Annotated in this window: 11 protein-coding genes; 5 read left to right on the top strand and 6 right to left on the bottom strand. The window is 52.9% G+C overall.

The window, feature by feature from the left end; all coding sequences use genetic code 11:
- The 6 genes from ACO064_RS23315 to ACO064_RS23290 form a co-directional block, all read right to left on the bottom strand.
- Positions 1-1,275 carry a hypothetical protein gene (locus ACO064_RS23315; RefSeq protein WP_421829614.1) on the bottom strand — a complete coding sequence of 425 codons (1,275 nt, stop codon included), beginning with the start codon at positions 1,273-1,275 and terminating at the stop codon, positions 1-3.
- Positions 1,276-1,302: 27 nt separating this feature from the next.
- The gene (locus tag ACO064_RS23310; RefSeq protein ID WP_421829613.1) at positions 1,303-4,887 is read right to left on the bottom strand and encodes a hypothetical protein; all 3,585 of its coding nucleotides are present in this window, start codon (positions 4,885-4,887) and stop codon (positions 1,303-1,305) included.
- Between the two features lie 132 nt (positions 4,888-5,019).
- Positions 5,020-6,516, bottom strand: a complete 1,497-nt coding sequence (locus tag ACO064_RS23305; protein WP_421829612.1) for a hypothetical protein — start codon at positions 6,514-6,516, stop codon at positions 5,020-5,022.
- 152 nt (positions 6,517-6,668) lie between these two features.
- Positions 6,669-7,043: a hypothetical protein gene (locus tag ACO064_RS23300; RefSeq protein ID WP_114405564.1), complete on the bottom strand. Its 375-nt coding sequence runs from the start codon at positions 7,041-7,043 to the stop codon at positions 6,669-6,671.
- Positions 7,044-7,145: 102 nt separating this feature from the next.
- Positions 7,146-8,417: a hypothetical protein gene (locus ACO064_RS23295; protein WP_421829611.1), complete on the bottom strand. Its 1,272-nt coding sequence runs from the start codon at positions 8,415-8,417 to the stop codon at positions 7,146-7,148.
- A 145-nt stretch (positions 8,418-8,562) separates the two neighbouring features.
- Positions 8,563-9,183 carry a hypothetical protein gene (locus ACO064_RS23290; RefSeq protein ID WP_421829610.1) on the bottom strand — a complete coding sequence of 207 codons (621 nt, stop codon included), beginning with the start codon at positions 9,181-9,183 and terminating at the stop codon, positions 8,563-8,565.
- Between the two features lie 121 nt (positions 9,184-9,304).
- Between ACO064_RS23290 and rsmA the strand changes: the two genes are divergently transcribed.
- The 5 genes from rsmA to ACO064_RS23265 all read left to right on the top strand — a co-directional run bounded on the left by rsmA (position 9,305) and on the right by ACO064_RS23265 (position 18,075).
- A complete protein-coding gene (gene rsmA / locus ACO064_RS23285) occupies positions 9,305-10,153 on the top strand; it encodes a 16S rRNA (adenine(1518)-N(6)/adenine(1519)-N(6))-dimethyltransferase RsmA (protein WP_421829608.1) in 849 nt (282 codons plus the stop codon).
- Between the two features lie 68 nt (positions 10,154-10,221).
- Entirely contained in the window at positions 10,222-11,574 is a 1,353-nt protein-coding gene (mgtE, locus tag ACO064_RS23280) for a magnesium transporter (RefSeq protein ID WP_421829607.1), read from the top strand.
- Positions 11,575-11,691: 117 nt separating this feature from the next.
- Positions 11,692-12,144 carry a D-aminoacyl-tRNA deacylase gene (dtd, locus tag ACO064_RS23275; protein WP_421829606.1) on the top strand — a complete coding sequence of 151 codons (453 nt, stop codon included), beginning with the start codon at positions 11,692-11,694 and terminating at the stop codon, positions 12,142-12,144.
- An 842-nt stretch (positions 12,145-12,986) separates the two neighbouring features.
- Positions 12,987-16,283 (top strand): SusC/RagA family TonB-linked outer membrane protein, encoded by a 3,297-nt coding sequence (locus ACO064_RS23270; protein ID WP_421829605.1) that lies wholly within the window; start codon positions 12,987-12,989, stop codon positions 16,281-16,283.
- 19 nt (positions 16,284-16,302) lie between these two features.
- Positions 16,303-18,075: a RagB/SusD family nutrient uptake outer membrane protein gene (locus ACO064_RS23265; protein WP_421829604.1), complete on the top strand. Its 1,773-nt coding sequence runs from the start codon at positions 16,303-16,305 to the stop codon at positions 18,073-18,075.
- The last annotated feature ends 55 nt before the right edge of the window (positions 18,076-18,130 follow it).

Genomic DNA, 18,130 nt, shown 5'->3' with positions numbered 1-18,130 from the left:
CTAAATAAATCTAATTTTTGCTTTTTCTGTAATCTTCCATTTGTCGCCCTGAAGCGTCAACCGACCCACCTGCTCCGTCCGAATCCGGCTGTTCGGATTGGGCTGCGTCAGATACTCACAGGCATCATTGAGGTACGAATACGGATCGCTCAGGGCCAGCCGTTGGGCATCCGCATTTTCCGAAACCTGGTAAGTAGCCTGCGTATCGCCTTGCAGGCTAATGTCAAAAACCGTATCGCGTTCGGGGGTGGTCAACAAGCCTCCGGCGCTGAAACCGTCGCCCAAATCCGCCGTTCGGGCGTAGAGAGCCGTGGGTTTTGAGGGCAGGGTTGGCGTGCGAAAACGATTGGACGGACGCGCGGCTGTTTCCGGCTCGGTTGGCGCTTCCTGAACGGGTTTTACCACTTCAAGCGGCACTTTAACCGCCGGAGCAGCCGGTTTTTCGGCTCGGTTTTGTTCCAGCAACCGGACGGCTCTTTCAAGGGCTTCCAGTTGTGCATTCAACTGAAAATTATCATTCGTCTGGTTTTTGCGTACTTCAAGTTTACTGATCCGGTCAGAAAGTTTCGCCAGTTGGGAGTCAAACTGCACATCACGGGCCGATTGCTGCGGCTTCTGGTTTTTTATGACGAGATACGCCAGAAAAGCGACGGCAACGAGACTCAATATCGATAAAATAAGCGCAAAACTATCCATAGCATTCCAGTTTGATTGAGTGGTTGATGGGGTGGTTACCGGTGTTTTTTCAATGTTTTCTATCGAATCGGCCGGTGCATCTTCTTCCGCAGCAGCGACCGGCTGCGGGGATGCAACAACGGCAGGCCCCGCGCCTAAAGCACTGGTGATGATGCCATCCAGGGCAGTTTGAAAAGCCGGATAACCCGGCAACGTCTGCCGGGTTATCCGGTCTCCGGTGGCTACTTTCTGCACCAGGAAATCTTTGACGCCTTCCAGGGCCGTTCGGGGCTGGTTGATCTGGGCGATGTTCTGAGCCGCTCTTTTTCGGGCATCATCGGTCAGTTTATCCGCCCCGACGAGGTCGTTTTGCGCGATGAAGTCCTTCAGCCCCTCATACGAATCACAAGCGCATTGTTTCGACTTGACATTCGGAAAGGTCTGGGCATCCGTCGCCAGAAACTCCACCGTCGCCTTGGTCATCAGAAAAGCAGCCTGATCGAGTTTGCGCCGGTATTCCGCATCATTTTGGGCAAAAGCCGGTCTGTTTAGAAGCAACACGCCAAGCAACACAATCCAGCGGGTAGTTTGACAGATCATCCTTTGAAAAGAAAGTTTAGTTGAGGATTACGATTCGGCAATGTACTTCGACAGCTCATACAACGCGTGTTTGAGCGGCAGAAAAAAGTAGGTTTCACCCAGCGCATCATTTGGCCGTTGTTCAAAACCCATCCGCGCCAGCATGTAGCTGTCGTAGAGACGTCCCCCGCGCGTGATGTCCGCGCCGACGAGGTAATCGACATACCGCTCAGGCGTCTGGATATTGTATTCGCTCAGGAAATAAGCAATATCGCGGTCGTGCAACGTCAGTTCCAGAAACCGCTGCATGTTGTGCAAAACCGAGTGGTGAAACGCCTGCTGCGGGCTGACTTCCCCGATTTTTGTCCGGCGGTATTCAAAGGCAAAGGGGTTCGCCTGCTCCTGCCCTGCTTCGTCGGCCGTTGCGGGTTCGTTGCCCCAGTAACAGGTCGTTTCCCGGTTTTCATACTGCGCTTTCTCGCCACCGGCGTTTTCGTATAAAACCGCTCCGTTGGCCGTGGTTTCCTTCGGATTATCGGACAGAATCACTTCAAAATCCGACGGTACCGCCTGTTTGGAATATGCCTTGAACAGCATCTTGGTAAACTGAATCAGGCGCGACCGCGACCCGAGCATCGCCAGATACTGACTACCCCGGCCCGTAAACGTCAGGTACCGCGGCAACGCCAGGTTGTGCGACTCCAGCAATTGAACCAGATGATAGACAATCGAGCTATAGTGCAGGTAGAGTACGATTCGCAGGGCCGGTTTCCCATCCTGAATCGACTGCGTAAACTTGAAGTGACTGTCGTATTTGAACAGCAAACTAACAATATCCTCGGCGGTCAGCTCCGGTTTGTTCAGAAACGTGTCGAGAATCGAATCTTCCCGGGCGGGCGTTTGATTCAACGTTCGGCGGTAGGCCAGGTAATTTTTGACAAAACCGCTGTCTTTCCGGTGCGACGGGTGGCCCTGTTCGTCCAAACCGCCCCCCCAGATGTCGTAACCGGCAAACCGGAACGACGTATTCAAATACCGCCCCTGCTGTTTCATGAACAGCATGATGTCGGCCGTTCCACCACCGATGTCCACGTTGACGGTGTCGGCAAAAGACTTGACGCCGTTTTTAACGAGGTAAAAGTAGGGCGCCAGCGACTCCGGTACCGGTTTGACCCGGAAGTTACTCGTGGTGCCAAAGACATTCCGGGCGGCCTGTTCCCACTCGTGTACCAGGTTATCTTCCGTGACGGCCCGCATGCTCGATGGAGCCAGCCACACGATGCTCGTTTGCTGCACATTGCCCTGATTCAGAATCACTTTGTTTCGAATCAATAGAAAAAGTGTTTCGAAAAAAGCCCGAACCCGGGGGCGATTCAGGGTGTCGCCCGGCTGGTTTTCAAACAGCCATTTCAAATTTGTCACGTAGTGATTGACGCCCGTGCTGCCTTCCTCGAGATCGATGTTGAAGCCCAGGTTGACTTTGGAAAACAAGTTGTTACCACTGTCGGTAAAACCGCTTTTCTCGTACACCGTCGTCCGAAGCGGGAACGCGAACGGCGAGCCAAACTCCTTGCCGATAATGGCCGGAACAAACTCCCGCCGAACCAGTTGATCGAGCTGCACAAGACCGCCAAAGCTGACCCGTTTTTCGTATTTGTCGTACACCGTCTGCGCTTCGTAGCCTTCATACGGTTTGTTGAACAACACCATTTGCAGTTCGTCTTTGTTGAGCGACGTATTCTGATCGCTCACCGTCAGGGCTTTCGGCTCCACATCGCCCATCGCAGCATCGGTGTAGGCGATGTGCGTATTGGACGTTCCGAAGTCAATGGCAAACGTAAAGTTTTTGTAGCCTTTTTCCGAAATGGTAGTAAACTGCGGCAACACCAGCCCCCGGTACGGAATACCGCTCCGCTCCAGCCGGATTTCCATGACGTCGAATGCCTGCGGGACTTTGTAATAATACGACGCCGGCAAGGGGTCGACTTTCGGTGAACGGGCTTCCGGAGCCGGAACATTGAGCGGTTTTCCCGCAATAATATTGGGTAGCTCGTAAAAATGCACCGAGTTGTGCGCCCGAAAACCAATGTTCGGATCGCTGACATCGGCCAGCATGACATAATACTGGTTCAGGGACTGCAAATCGGGAACCGTAACGCGGTAGAACGGAAAAAACGCCAGACCGGCCCGGAAGTCGATCACGGTTTCCGGTCGGCCCAAATTGTATTCTTTCCGGAATTCGATCGTCCGGTTGTTCCGAATCGGAATGCGAAGAATCGCCGTAATAATCTTATCGGTTCCCCGGTGTTCCACCGAAAAGGAAAACTGTTTTTGCAAATCGTCGATCCGGAAGAAGTTGAAATACTCTTTCCGAACCGGCAGCAAAAACTCGCATTCGCCGATGGTTCCGGTAAAAAACCGCTTGTTGTTGATTTTAAACGGAACCTGAATCAGAAAATCTTCCAGGAAGTCATCGGTCGTCAGGAACGGATACCGCACGTTGTCGACGCCCGGCAAATACCGTTCGGCCAGCAAACCGCCTTCGCTGAGGTTGTTCAGCAGCGAGCGCATGATGACCGTCTGCGGATTCCAGTTGGTATTTTTCACATACCGCCCGGCTACATCCATCCGCGACGCCAGTGCCAGCGGTTTCCGAACGTTGGTCGGTGCGCCGTTGCGGCTTTCCTGCTGGTAATACGAAACCGTGGGCTGCATGACGAAATCGCTGTTTTCTTCAATATCGTCCAGCACATCGTTTTCACGCACTTTGTAAAGGGCCAGTCCCGGCAGCACCTGCAAAGTCGAGTTGCCTTCGCCACCAATCTGAATCGGTTCGAAGTTCGCCAGCGTCGTGTTGGCTTCAACCGGGAGTTGGGTGGTATTGTCAAAAAACGCTTTATACAGAAATTCGGAAAAACCGCCTTTGGTGGGCAGCAGATCTTTATACTGATCATAAAGCCGTCGCAGGTAGGTCACAAAAGCCGTATCCCGATCCTGCAAAGGCACATATTCATTCTGAAACAGCATCCGGCCCGTTGTGCTTTTGGGCGGATCAATGAACTTGTTCTGGCGTTCCTGTTCCCAGTTGGGTGACGTAAAGACCAGCGACAAGGGCGAGGTTCCACCCAGCAGCGCGCCTTTGTAATAGATCAGCGTAAACTGTTGCAGCGTGCCCAGTTCGTTGCGAAAATCCAGTTCCAGGGCTTTGGCCAGAATCTGGTGCGCATGGCGAACGGTGGTCGAGGGGTTGGGTTTTTTCCGCAGGGCATCCAGTCGTTCTGCGCGGTTCCAGACCCGGTACGTCAGATCTGCACTGTTCCCGGCCTGAAACAGCAGCTCCAGCATGTCGAGGGCGTGCGAAACCAGCACGTGATACAGCGACAGTTCGCGCGGAAGTTGGTTGTTTTTGATCATCCGGAAAGCCGTATCAAACAGATACAGCCGCGCAAAGGGCGACGGAATCGACGTACCGGCTTTGGCTGCGGCACCGGCGGCACCACCCGCGGCCCCGGAAAGCGTGTCGGGAATGTGTTCAATGCGGTTGCCCGTCAGGCCGGTGTGCGAACCCGTCCAATCCTGGTGGTTCTGCTGGCTGACGTTGGGGTCATTATCAATTCTGAGAATATGTGGCATGAGTTTCGAGATATCTATGAATTGTTACACAGAGTTGATCAGAGGGTATCAGAGTTAATCAGGGAAAAGTTTTCATTAAATACTCTGATTAACCCTGATGTCCTCTGATCAACCCTGTGTAACAATTCACTACTATACATTAGCATCCGACAATTGCCGGTTGAGCGGGCCGAGTTTTTCGCGGGCTTTCTCCGCAATTTCAATCAGCAATTGCATGAACCGCTTTTCCGGCTCCGGAAAGGGCGTCTGGAACGTATTTTCGATTTTCCCGGCCTGATCCCGGAGGAATTTCTCACTGAGTCCTTTGTCAAAAAAACCGGTTTCGATCCGCTTCGAGCGCACCATCGCATTGAAATCGTTCAGCATGTCGAACGGATAAAACGCCCGGTCATTCTGCGCCATTTCGTTGAGCCAGGTTTTGAAGTGGTGCGTCATGAAATTTTCCAGCGACGTATAAAACGTGTTGGTGCGCAGGTTCTGGGAAAGCGCCAGGTTTTTGGCAAACGCTTCGCCCAGGTTGGTCGGCACAAAGTCGGTGAAAAACTTCGTCGCGTAGGCAAACCGGATGAGCGGTTCGAGAATACCGTTGTAAGTCTGGTCGTGAAAATGTGGCAGATCGAGCGTCCGGTCGTTGCGTTTCAGGCCGTATTCAAAATACCGCTTGGCGTCGCTGAATTCAGCTTCGGGTTTATTGGCGAAATCCAGAATGGCCGCAGCCGCCAGCATCTCCACCACGTGGGCGTTGTTGGTCTGCTTCGAGCCACCTTCCACATTGGGATAGAGCTTGCTACCGGGCCGGTCGCCAATGTAATAGAGCGCATCCAGGTTCACCTGCGTCTGGTAATACGAAAGCGCAGCCTTGGTTTTGGACAAAAACCGGTTCTGGTCGATGGCACTCTGGCTGTTTTCTTCCAGCGCAAAATACGGCATCACCGTCACCGCCCCTTTTTTGGCGTTGCGGATCTGGATTTTCTGACTCGGATGCTGCAACAATTTGATCAGTTGCGGAAAACCAGCCGAACCCGTACCCCCAAAAATCGAACTGATGACAAAAATCCGGTCGGTCTGGTCGTTGAAGGCACCGGTGAAATATTTATACACCGCCGAGTCTTCCAGCGCGTTAAACACCACACTGCCGATGTTCGGATTTCCTTTGAAACCCACCGACAGATTCAGCTTCAATTCCGCACTTGTGGGCCGGGCCGAGTTGTCATAGAGCAGTTTGAGCAGTTCACGGTCGATGTCATCCATGCTGCTGACACTCAGAAACTCTTCAAAAGTCCCCTCGTGATCGGTCAGTTTGGGCAACACCGAATCGCCGATTTTCTCCTGCGCATTTTCGGCCTGAAGCGTCCCGAGCGGTTGCAAAGGCGTGGCAAAAAACGTCCGCCGTTCGGTCTGACTTCCCTGACTGGCTGCGGTGTCTTTATACGCCGTCCGGCGGATGGCGCGGTAGAGTTCCACTTCCCGCAACGCCCGTTCGGTGTCACCGTTCTGCATGTCCATGTCGAGCAGAATCGGAATAATGGTCAGGTCGGCGGGGGTTTTGGACCCGGCGGCCAGCAACATGGTCAGCGAGCGAAGGACGCGGGCGCCCGTACCACCAATACCAAAAAGAAATAGTTTCATAGAAAAAGTTTTCTGAACCGGGATTACGCGGATTAAAGGATTCGCTACGATTGTCTGAACCCGGATTACGCAGATTAAAGGATTAACAGGATAGATTGCGGCAGCTAATCCCTGTTAATCCTTTAATCTGCGTAATCCGAGTTCAGGACGGCTTAGAAGGGGGTTCTCTTCGCAAAAATGGAGAACCGTTTCAGGAGTAACGAAAAAACGAAAAAGTAAATTAGTGCGTACAATAAGTTTACGCCCCCAAATCCCTGCATGTAACTGTCGGTATCCTCGGCACCGGTGGCATCGAGGGCGAACCAGACCGCATACCCAAATCCGAAAATACCGGCGATCACCAGCATGATGACCCAGTGAGAGGTGCGGTAAAAAATGGACTTCCAGCGTCCCAGAATCAGATAAAACAAGGCCGCCAGGCCCAGCGAAAACAAGAGGGTAAGAAGACCAACGGGCGTAAAGATTTCGTCGGCGTAGATAGGGTCATTGTTCTGGCCCAGCCAGAGTTCATACAGGGTTACAAACATGGGGATGAAAGTTAGTATTTGTGTGTTGTCGATTGCCCCCAACCCCCTAAAGGGGGCTAAAACCTCCGGGTTAGCCCCCCCTTTAGGGGTTGGGGGCAGAATTTATTTTTCCAATTTTAAATTCAGCACCAGAAAATCGTTGTTCGACGATTGGTAAGCTTCCTTGACGCCATTCATCAGGTGAACCAGCGCAAAGGTTTTGTTAAACCGGCTGGTGGGTGTCCGGTCGTCCATGGTCGACCAGCCGCTGGCATACCAGTCGTCAAACCGCACCGGCAATTTGATGGCAACGTCTGCTTTGTCGTCATAGAGATTTTCGACCCGGAACGTCAGCACGTGGGAGTTCTGATTGAGCAGTTTCAGTTCCCGCTCTTTCAGTCGATTGGTAGCGACTTTTTCTTTTTTCTGAACGTTGATCAGCTTAACGGTGGCATTGGGAGCGGTTACGACCAGGTTTTTCCGAATGAAATCTTCTGCCTGGGCATAAGCCGGTAGCCCGTTCAGGTTGACGCCCACCGCAAATTCAGCCGGAGCCGCCGGTTTTACAGTCAGTTCGGCCAAACCCGCTTTTTCGGCGCGCCACTCCCCTTTTTTATTCAGCGAAAAGAACAGATCGAACTGTTTCAACGCTCCGCTGGCTCCAAAATCCAGTTGCTTGGCGGGTTTGGTAATCATCAGTTCATTCAGTTTCCGGTTCAGATCGCCAACCAGTTCCTGTTTGCCAATGATCCAGATGTAAAACGGCCGTGACTCGCCCGTCAGCTTGTGCTTGTTATTCTGGTAATCGTAGTAGGTGCCGTTAAAACCGGAGCTGTAGGCCAAAACCGTGGCACTGATGCCCTGCTTTTTCAGGCTGGCAAACTGGTCGTTGATCTGGCTTTTCAGAACGCTCTCGGCATTCTGGCGGTTGATTTCCGGGTTTTTCCGGATTTCGGCATCCGGAAACGACAGAATGCAATCCGACACCAGCAGGGCGACGGTGTTGCCCCTGGCCTTCTCCCCCACTTCCTTGAAAATTTTGTGCAATTCCGAGCTCCGCTCGGTGGCCAAAGGCGTGGTAGCCAGATTGACCACAAACTGATTATAGCCCTCCACAACGGGCTTGGGCTTTCCGGCAATGGTCCAGACTTCCACCGGCGCAATCTGGTTCAGTTTGGTCACCACCTCGGAAACCGCGACTTTAAAATTCGTTTCTCCTTTCAGATACCCGCCCATGCTGGCCGAGGTTTCCATAAAAAACAGGATGTTGCTGATGCCTGCGGGTTTGGCTTCGGGCGGTTTTTCGGTCTTTTTTTCTTTCCGGCCGCAGCTTTGGAAGAACAGGAGGAGTACCAGAAAAAACAGGCTGGTGGCCCGCAGAGGTGATTGATTCATTCGTTTGTGCACGTCGTATGGTATCTGGTTCGAAACCGGTTCCAGGTCGGTCGTTTCCTCAATATGGATTTTGCCCCAACCCCCTAAAGGGGGCCAAAAACTCAGGATCAAAAGCCCCCTTTAGGGGGTTGGGGGCAAAACACCTTCAACCGTTTTTTTGTTTAGGCAGTAAATAAACGATCAGTAATAAAATCGCCAGTACAATGGTATAAACGTCAGCGAGTTTGTCGGCTTCGTAATGATCGCAACCCCTCATTAAGAGGCTGGCAAATACTGTACAAACGACGATACCCCAGTAATTCGTACGTATGCGCCAGCGAGCCGCGCCCACACTGAAATAAATCAGTTCGATCAGCAACAGCACCCCCGCCATGACGGCCCACATGGAGTCGATCAGTTTCGGATTGCTGCCCACGCCGTCTTTGCGCGGCTCTCCCCCAATGTTGATCAACAACAGCAACGCCAGTCCGGATAACGCCATCCCGATCCAGTTGAGCAAACCCACCCGGGCAGACGGCAACCCCGCCGAACTCACCCGGGGCATGGCTTCCAGCGGTTTTTCGACCGGTAGCGGTGGCCCCAACGGTCGGCGATCAGGCTGCATAACGGGTATTACAGCGCCTGTCGGCGGTTTTTCGGCGATTTCATACGTCCAGACATGCCGATAAACCGGATCGCCCTTGCGAAAAATATGAATCTGACCACTTGCATCCTTGAACAGCCCACATTCCGTCAACTCATCGTAATGAATAACACCTCTGTGCATGAATAAATGACGTATTACCGGGAAAGCGGTAAAATTAACCAATTCCCTCAGGAAATGCCACGAATTTTATACGGTTCCATCAACCGTCGGTGTACCTTTGCAGGAATAAAATTGTCAAATCATGCCTGTGCGTTCTTACGGAAAACCTTCAAAGCGAACCACCTCAAACCGGGAACCGTCCTTCCGGGGCGATGCCGTTCGCGCTAAAAAACACCTGGGTCAACATTTTCTGAAAGATCTCAGCATTGCCGAACGCATCGCAGGGCTGCTTTCCGGCCATAATGGTTATAAAACCGTGCTGGAAATTGGCCCGGGTATGGGTGTGCTGACGCAATATCTGCTTGGCCCCGATCTGCCGTTTACGACGCACGTCATCGAGATCGACACCGAATCCATTGCCTACCTCACCGCCCATTTCCCCATGCTGCGCGGCCGGATTCTGGACGGTGATTTTCTCAAAAAAGATTTATCGGTTCTGTTTCAGGAGCCCGTTGCCATCATCGGGAACTTCCCCTATAACATTTCGTCGCAGATTTTATTCAAGGTTTTAGACCATCGCCAGCAGGTGCAGGAAGTCGTGTGTATGTTGCAACAGGAAGTGGCTCAGCGCATTGCCTCCCCGCCGGGCAACAAGGATTACGGTATTCTGAGCGTTCTGTTACAGGCCTACTACGACATCCGGTATGAATTTACAGTGGATGCCAGTGTATTTTCGCCCCCGCCAAAAGTGCAGTCAGGGGTCATCAGTCTTCGTCGGAACACCGTCGTTGCCTTGCCTTGTGACGAGAAAAAATTTGTTCAGGTTGTTAAACAAGGCTTCAACAACCGGCGGAAAACACTGCGAAATGCCTTGAAACCGTTAAACCCTCCGGAGTCCATGTTGTCTCACCCTTTACTGGATAAACGCGCCGAACAACTGGGCGTGCCGGAGTTTGTTCAACTTACCTTGTTAATGATGAACGGTGAATGATGAACGATGGATTGCGTCATAAGCCAGTCCACTCATCATCCATCGTTTATCATTCATCATTACCATCCATGACTTTCGAGCTTACCAAAGAATACGTAGAGCACATTCAGACGGCTATCGAAGCCCACGACGACGAAACGTTGCGGGCGGAAATGGAAGAACTGTATCCTGCCGATATTTCCGGAATTCTCTACGAACTGGATACCGAGATGGCGCGGTATCTGCTGGCCTTGCTCGATAAAAAAGTGGGTTCCGAGATCCTGACGAACCTGGAAGTGATCGATCGTCGGGAATTTCTGCAAAGTTTTACGTCGGAAGAACTGGCGCAATATGTCGATGAGATGGATTCCGATGACGCCGTCGACTTGTTGAACGAGCAGCCCATCCAGACCCGCGAAGAAGTCATTGCCCTCCTGAGCGACCGCGAACAGGCTCGGTTCATTCTTGATCTGCTCCACTACGACGAGGACGTAGCCGGCGGTTTGATGCAGAAGGAGCTGATCAAGGTCAACATCAACACGACGGTCAATCAATGCATCGAAGAAATCCGGCAACAGGCTGAGAATGTGGAAAATGTCTACTCAGTGTATGTCATCGACGATGCCGATAAACTGCTGGGCCGGGTTTCGTTGAAGAAAATTGTGCTGGCGCGGAAAAACGCCAAAATCGCCGATATCTACGAAGAAGACGTCATTTTTGTCGAAACCTACCGCCCGGTTCAGGAGGTCGCCGAAGTGATGCAACGCTATGACTTAGATGCGGTTCCGGTGGTGAATGTGCAGGGACGGCTGTTGGGTCAGATCACGATTGACGACGTGGTGGACGTCATCACCGAACAGGCAGAGCTTGATATTCAGGCCATTACCGGGATTACGGGGGATGTGGAAGAAGAGGATGATACGATCTGGAAACTGGTAGGTGCCCGGCTGCCGTGGCTGATTGCCGGAGCCGTCGGGAGCCTGATGGCGGCCACGGTGATCAATAATTTCAATTCGCAACTGAGCAAAATTGCGGCCCTGGCGGCTTTCATCCCCATTATTGGCTCCACGGGTGGTAACGTCGGCATTCAAACCGCATCGCTGATCGTGCAGAGCCTGGCCGAAAAGTCCGGCCTGAGCGCGACCGTTGGCCAGCGGCTGGCGAAAATGGTGCTGGTCGCCCTGATTAACGGTCTGATTATCGGTTCGTTAGCCGGTTCCTATTGTATGCTGATCGGTGAACCGCGTCTGGTTCCGGTCGTATCGCTGGCCCTGCTGGCGGTGGTTTTGCTGGCATCGTTTATGGGCACCATTACGCCCATTGCGCTCAACCGGTTCGGGATCAATCCCGCCATCGCATCCGGCCCGTTCATCACCACCGTCAATGACCTCATCGGCATCGGCGTCTATTTCCTGATTGCCAGTTTGGTACTGAGTATTTAAAAGTATCCGGTTTACGGTTTACCGTTTACGGTGGCTGACGCGTGCTTGCTGTCGCACGAAGTGTAACGCGTCAGCCACCGTAAACGGTAAACCGTAAACCGTAAACCATTCGTCCCTGTGATTGCAGTTATCCAACGCGTTTCTGAAGCTTCCGTTACCATTGACAGGCACGTAAAAGGCCGGATTGGTACCGGTTTTCTTATTCTGCTGGGCATCACCCACGCCGACACCCGCGAAGACCTCGACTGGCTGAGCAAAAAAATTGTCGGCATGCGGATTTTCAGTGATGCCGACGACAAGATGAACCTGGATCTGAAAACCGTCGACGGTTCGATTCTGCTCATCAGCCAATTTACGCTCCACGCCAGTACCAAAAAAGGCAACCGCCCCTCCTTCATCGATGCCGCCCGGCCCGAAGTAGCCATTCCGCTTTACGAACAAATGATCCGGCAACTGTCGGCCGAGTTGGGAAAACCCATCGAAACCGGTGAATTCGGTGCAGATATGAAAGTCGCTCTGGTCAACGACGGCCCGGTGACCATCGTCATCGACTCGAAAAACCGGCAATGACGCTATCTCCGGTTAAAACCGGGGGCTACAAAATGGGTCATCCCTACGGGACTTTAAACCACCATCGTTCATTTTCACCCCCGGTTTTAACCGGGGGCTACAATATGAGTCATCCCTACGGGACTTTAAACCGATTCAACCGAATCCCGGAGGGATGAATCATTTTGTAGAAACCACGTCGCGCGAAAAACCAACAATCCCGGAGGGATGACCCATTTTGTAGAAACCGTGTCACGCGCAAAACTAATCAATCCCGGAGGGATGACCCATCAAAAAGGACGGATCTCCTGAAAATCAATACGCCCATAAAACATTTACGATTTCCAACGCGTAGCAAAGAAAGCCAATCTCCGTAAATGAAAGCCGCATCGACCGTCCGCCAGAAAGTCCATGAAATTTTCTTGACTATTTATAGGTCAAAAATCACAATTTGTTAACCCGCATCAGCATCAGTAAAATTCAATTTCCCCCTTTCTTCGCAGCCGAATTGAAACCACCGACCCGGAAGACTTAAAACACGCAATCATCCAGCAACAAGGTACGACAATTCGATTCTAATTGTAAACTAAAACATTAGTTTACAATTTCCGCTTCTGAACCCTATCAAAACAACCCGCAACGAGCGCGTAAGAAGACCGTATGGTAATCTTATAATCAAATCATGCGATTGCATAGAGTAAAATAATCTAAGAAAGCCTTTTTTAAATCACATATTTCCGGCGTCTGATTATCAGTGCAATAATCCCGATCGCCGATGAGGTGCCGGGCTCAGTTGCTTTGATTTCACTGTACCATTCATCCGTTGCAGAAACATACTAACCAATTTTTTATCTATCCATTTTATGAAAAAACGCATACGAAAAACCGGTCTTCTGATCCTGCTGCTGACCGGGTGTCTGGCTTCGGGTTACAGCCAGACAACACTCGCCTACGGAGGGCAAAACCGGCTGGTGACAGACCGGAAAACGATGGAAAAACCGGCTCCCGCTGATGTGAACATTGAAGGGCGCGTGACCGAAGGCGAAAAGGGCGAGGGAATACCGGGCGTCAGCGTCGTGCTGAAAGGAACGACCAAAGGAACCACCACTGGTGCCGACGGTTCCTACCGCCTGGTTGTACCGAACACCGACGCCGTGCTCGTGTTTAGTTTTGTAGGCTACGAGTCGCAGGAAGTGGCGGTGGGCAACCGAACCAGTCTGAATGTTGCGCTGAAACCGGACACCAAAACGTTGAATGAGATCGTGGTGGTGGGCTACGGAACGCAGAAAAAAGTAAACCTCACCGGTGCCGTCGATCAGGTGACGAGCGAAGTCCTCGAAAACCGGTCATTGCCCAACCTGACGCAGGGGTTGCAGGGCACGATTCCGAACCTGAACCTGAAAATGGGCGACGGAAAACCGACCCAATCGCCTTCGTATAACATCCGGGGAACTACCTCCATTGGTCAGGGCGGCAGTGCGCTGGTGCTGATCGACGGGGTGGAAGGCGACCCGAGCCGACTCAATCCGAACGACGTTGCCACGGTTTCGGTGCTGAAAGATGCGGCTTCGGCGGCTATTTACGGAGCTAGAGGTGCGTTCGGTGTGGTGCTGATTACAACCAAAAGCCCGACCAAAGACCGCACCAGCGTCACCTACTCGCTGAACCATTCGATCAAAAGCCCGACGAGCGTGCCGGATTTCGTAACGAACGGATACACGTTTGCCAAAATGTTCAACGAGAGCTGGTCGGCCTGGAACGACTACTCGCAAACGCCCCAGAACGTCAATAAAACCGTGCGGTTTTCGCAGGCCTATCTGGCGGAACTCGAACGGCGCAACAACGATCCGAGTCTGCCCCGCACCGAAGTCGATCCGGCTACGGGCGAATATGTGTATTACCACAGCACCGACTGGTATAAAGAGCTGTATAAGAAGCAGAACAGCGCCACCGAGCACAATCTGTCGGTATCGGGGAGCAGCGGCAAAGCCGACTTCTACGTAACCGGGCGGTATTACAACCAGGAGGGTTTGTTCCGCTACAATTCCGATGATTACAAGATCATTAGCTTACGCGCCAAAGGATCGATTCAGGTGTTTCCGTGGCTGAAGGTGTCGAACAACGCCGATTTCTCGTCCATGAAATACCACAACCCGCTGAACGTCGGCGAAGGGGGCAGCATCTGGCGGAACATTTCGGACGAAGGTCACAACATGTCGCCGATGTTCAACCCGGACGGAACGCTTTCGTATTCAGCGGCTTATACAGTCGGCGATTTCTGGTACGGTAAAAACGGTATCGACATGGACAAGCGCGTTTTTCGGAACACTGCCGACTTTGCCACGAATTTCTTCGGTAACCAGCTTCGGGTAAACGGGAACTTCACGTTTCAGAACACCGACAACAACGAATACCGCACCCGCGTTCCGGTGCCGTATAGCCGCAAACCGGGCGTGATCGAATACGTTGGCGTCAACACCAACGACCTGCAGAATATTTTCCAGGAAACACTTTATACCGCGACCAACCTCTACGCCGAATATGAACCCAAAATCAACGCGAACCATTACGTGAAAGCGTTGGTGGGCTACAACTACGAAACCTCGAACTTCCGCCGACTGGAAGCGGTTCGGAACGGGTTGATTTATGAAGATGCACAGGACATCAACCTGGCCCTGGGGCAGGCCATCACCACCGCCGGGGGGATGGAAAAATGGGCGATTGTCGGCGGTTTTTACCGGCTGAATTATTCCTACAAAGACCGCTATCTGCTGGAGGTGAATGGCCGCTACGACGGATCGTCCAAGTTTCCGGCGGGACAGCGGTATGCCTTCTTCCCCTCGGTTTCGGCGGGCTGGCGCGTGGCCAATGAGCCTTTCTGGAAAGTGTCGCCAAAGTTGATTTCTGACCTGAAAATCAGAGGGTCATACGGTTCACTGGGCAATGGTACGATCGCGTCCTATGCCTTCCAGGAAAAGTTCTCCATTTCGCAGTCGGGCCGGATTCTGAACGGCGTTCGGCCCCAGAAAACCGGTCAGCCGAGCGTGATTCCCGACGGGCTGACCTGGGAAACCTCCACCACCGCCGATCTGGGTCTGGATCTGGGTATGCTGAACAACCGCCTGACGCTGACAGCGGATGCCTACGTCCGGAAAACGACGGATATGTTTACGGTTGGGATGACGCTGCCTGCGGTTTTTGGAACCGACGTTCCGAAAGGAAACTACGCCGACCTGACCACCAAAGGCTGGGAAGCGGTTCTGGCCTGGCGGGATAAGGCCAACGTGGGCGGAAAACCGTTTGGCTACGAAGTCCGGCTGACGATGGCCGATTACACGGCGAAGATTGACAAGTATAACAACCCCAACAGACGGCTGACTGATTACTACGCCGGTCAGACCGTGGGCGAAATCTGGGGCTATACGACCGAAGGCTTTTTCACCTCTGCCGACGACATCAAAAACTCCGCCAAGCAGACGCTGTTCAAAGCCTCCAACACCAACCAGTTGCTGCCGGGCGACATCAAATTCCGGGACATCAACGGCGACGGCGTGATCGATCCGGGCGACAATACCGTGGACAAACCGGGTGATAAAACCATCATCGGCAACTCGACACCCCGCTACACTTATGGGATTATGCTGAATGCCGACTGGAACAATTTCTTCTTTTCGGCTTTCTTTCAGGGTGTTGGCAAACAGGACTGGTGGCCGGGCGCGGAAGCCGGCACGTTCTGGGGAGCCTACAACCGTCCCTACAACCGGATTCCGACCTGGCACCTAGACAACATGTGGTCGGAATCGAACCCGAATGCCTACTTGCCCCGGCCCCGGGGTTACGTAGCCCAGAACAGTGCGGGTGAACTGCGGCAGGAGCAAACCAAATACCTCCAGAGCCTGGCTTACCTGCGATTGAAAAACGTTCAACTGGGCTACAGCCTGCCGAAACTGCTCATCAGCAAAGCCGGTATGAGCAGCGCCCGGGTGTTTGTGTCGGCCGAAAATGTCCTGACGTGGGCCGCGCTCTACAAACGCACGAAGGACCTGGACGTGGAAAGTGCGACGGAATCGGACCGCGTATTGACCAGCGGAACGAGCGGAAACGGCCATAATTACCCGATTCTGAAGAGTTTCACGATGGGTCTGTCCGTTACTTTTTAATCTTACAACCAGCAACACCATGAAATTACAACACATAGGACTTCTTCTGGCCGGTCTACTTTTCGCCGGATGCAGCGAACTGGAGCAGATTCCGGAATCTACGGCCTCTAAAAACTCCGTTTTCAGCAGTGAACGGGGGCTGGAGTTATACGCCAATTCATTTTATGATAACCTGCCAACTGCCAACGACATCATTCGGAGCGACGAAATGGCCGATTTCGCGGCCCGGACACAGGTGCCGGACTTGATTCGCGACGGGGCTTACGGACCGCGCCAAAGTTCCGGCTGGACTTGGACGGCTTTGCGGAACATCAATTACTTCATCGAAAATGCGACCAATCCCGCCATTCCGGCCGACGTCCGGCGGCATTACATCGGGGTAGCCCGGTTTTTTCGCGCCTTGTTTTACTTCGATAAAGTGAAGCGGTTTGGCGATGTGCCCTGGATTAACAAGGCGATGGGTGTGACGGATCAGGATTTGTACAAAGGCCGGGATTCGCGCGTCATGGTGATGGATTCCGTGCTGGCCGATCTGAATTACGCGACGCAAAACATCCGCACGACTTCCGACAACTCGCGGACGCTCATTACCAAATCCGTCGCCAACGGTTACAAATCCCGAATCTGTCTGTTTGAAGGCACGTTCCGGAAATACCAGACGTCGTATAAACTCGAAGGCACTGCCGCCAAATGGCTGACGGAATCCGTGACGGCTTCGGAAGCGGTGATGAAAGACGGCGGTTTTTCGCTGAACGAAGCCGGTGGCACCGACAAATCATACCGGCAATTGTTCATCAACAAAACGCCCGTAACGAATGAAATCATGTTATCAGCCGTCGTCGATCCGGCATTAAGCGTTTTCAACGATGCCAACTGGTGGTGGACGAGTGCGACGTATGGTGCGCGTGTCAGCCTGACGCGGACGTTTGTCAACACGTATCTGAACCTCGACGGAACGCCGTTTACCAGCAAAGCCGGGTATAAAACCCTGACGTTTATGGAAGAAGTGAAAGGGCGCGACAAACGCCTGCCGCAAACCATCCGGTCGGGCAACTACACCCGCGTCAATGGCGGAGCGGTGGAACCCGCGCCACCGGTTTTCTCGTACACCTACACCGGGTATATGCCGATCAAATGGACGCTCGACGACACCTATGCCGACGGCGGAACCCGCAACGACAATTCGATTTCGATCATGCGGTATGCCGAAATTTTGCTCAACTATGCCGAAGCCAAAGCGGAACTCGGTACCTTTACGGATGCCGACTGGGTTAAAACCATCGGTGCGTTGCGGAAACGGGCCGGTATTACGGGCGGTTTAACGGCCAAACCAACCGCGGCCGATCCGTACTTGCAAGCCACCTATTTCCCCGGCATTTCGGACCCCTCGCTGCTGGAAATCCGGCGCGAGCGGGGCATCGAACTGGCGCTGGAAGGCTTCCGTTTTCCGGATCTGATTCGCTGGAAACGCGGGGAACTGATGGAGCAGGTCTGGAACGGTTTTTATGTTCCGGCCCTCGACAAACCGATGGATTTGAACGAAGACGGCAAAAACGACGTGGTGTTCTACAAAGTGAAACCGGCGACACAACTGGCGGGCATCACCTACATCAACGTCGCCGAAACCGTCAATGGCGTGCCGAATCCGCAGCGGTTGTCGAACGACACCTCCGGCGAACTGACGTGGCTGAGCAACATTCCGCGGAAGTGGAACGATAAATATTACCTCTACCCCATCCCGGAAAATGACCGGCTGCTGAACCCGGAGATCGGGCAGAACCCGGGGTGGTGAGTTAGTACACAGGGTTAATCAAAGGACATCAGGGTTAATCAGAGTTTTTCTCTGT

The organism is Larkinella sp., from assembly GCF_965227735.1.
Taxonomy (GTDB): domain Bacteria; phylum Bacteroidota; class Bacteroidia; order Cytophagales; family Spirosomataceae; genus Larkinella.
Note: the sequence above shows the minus strand (reverse complement) of the source record. Positions and strands in the feature narration are given on the sequence as shown.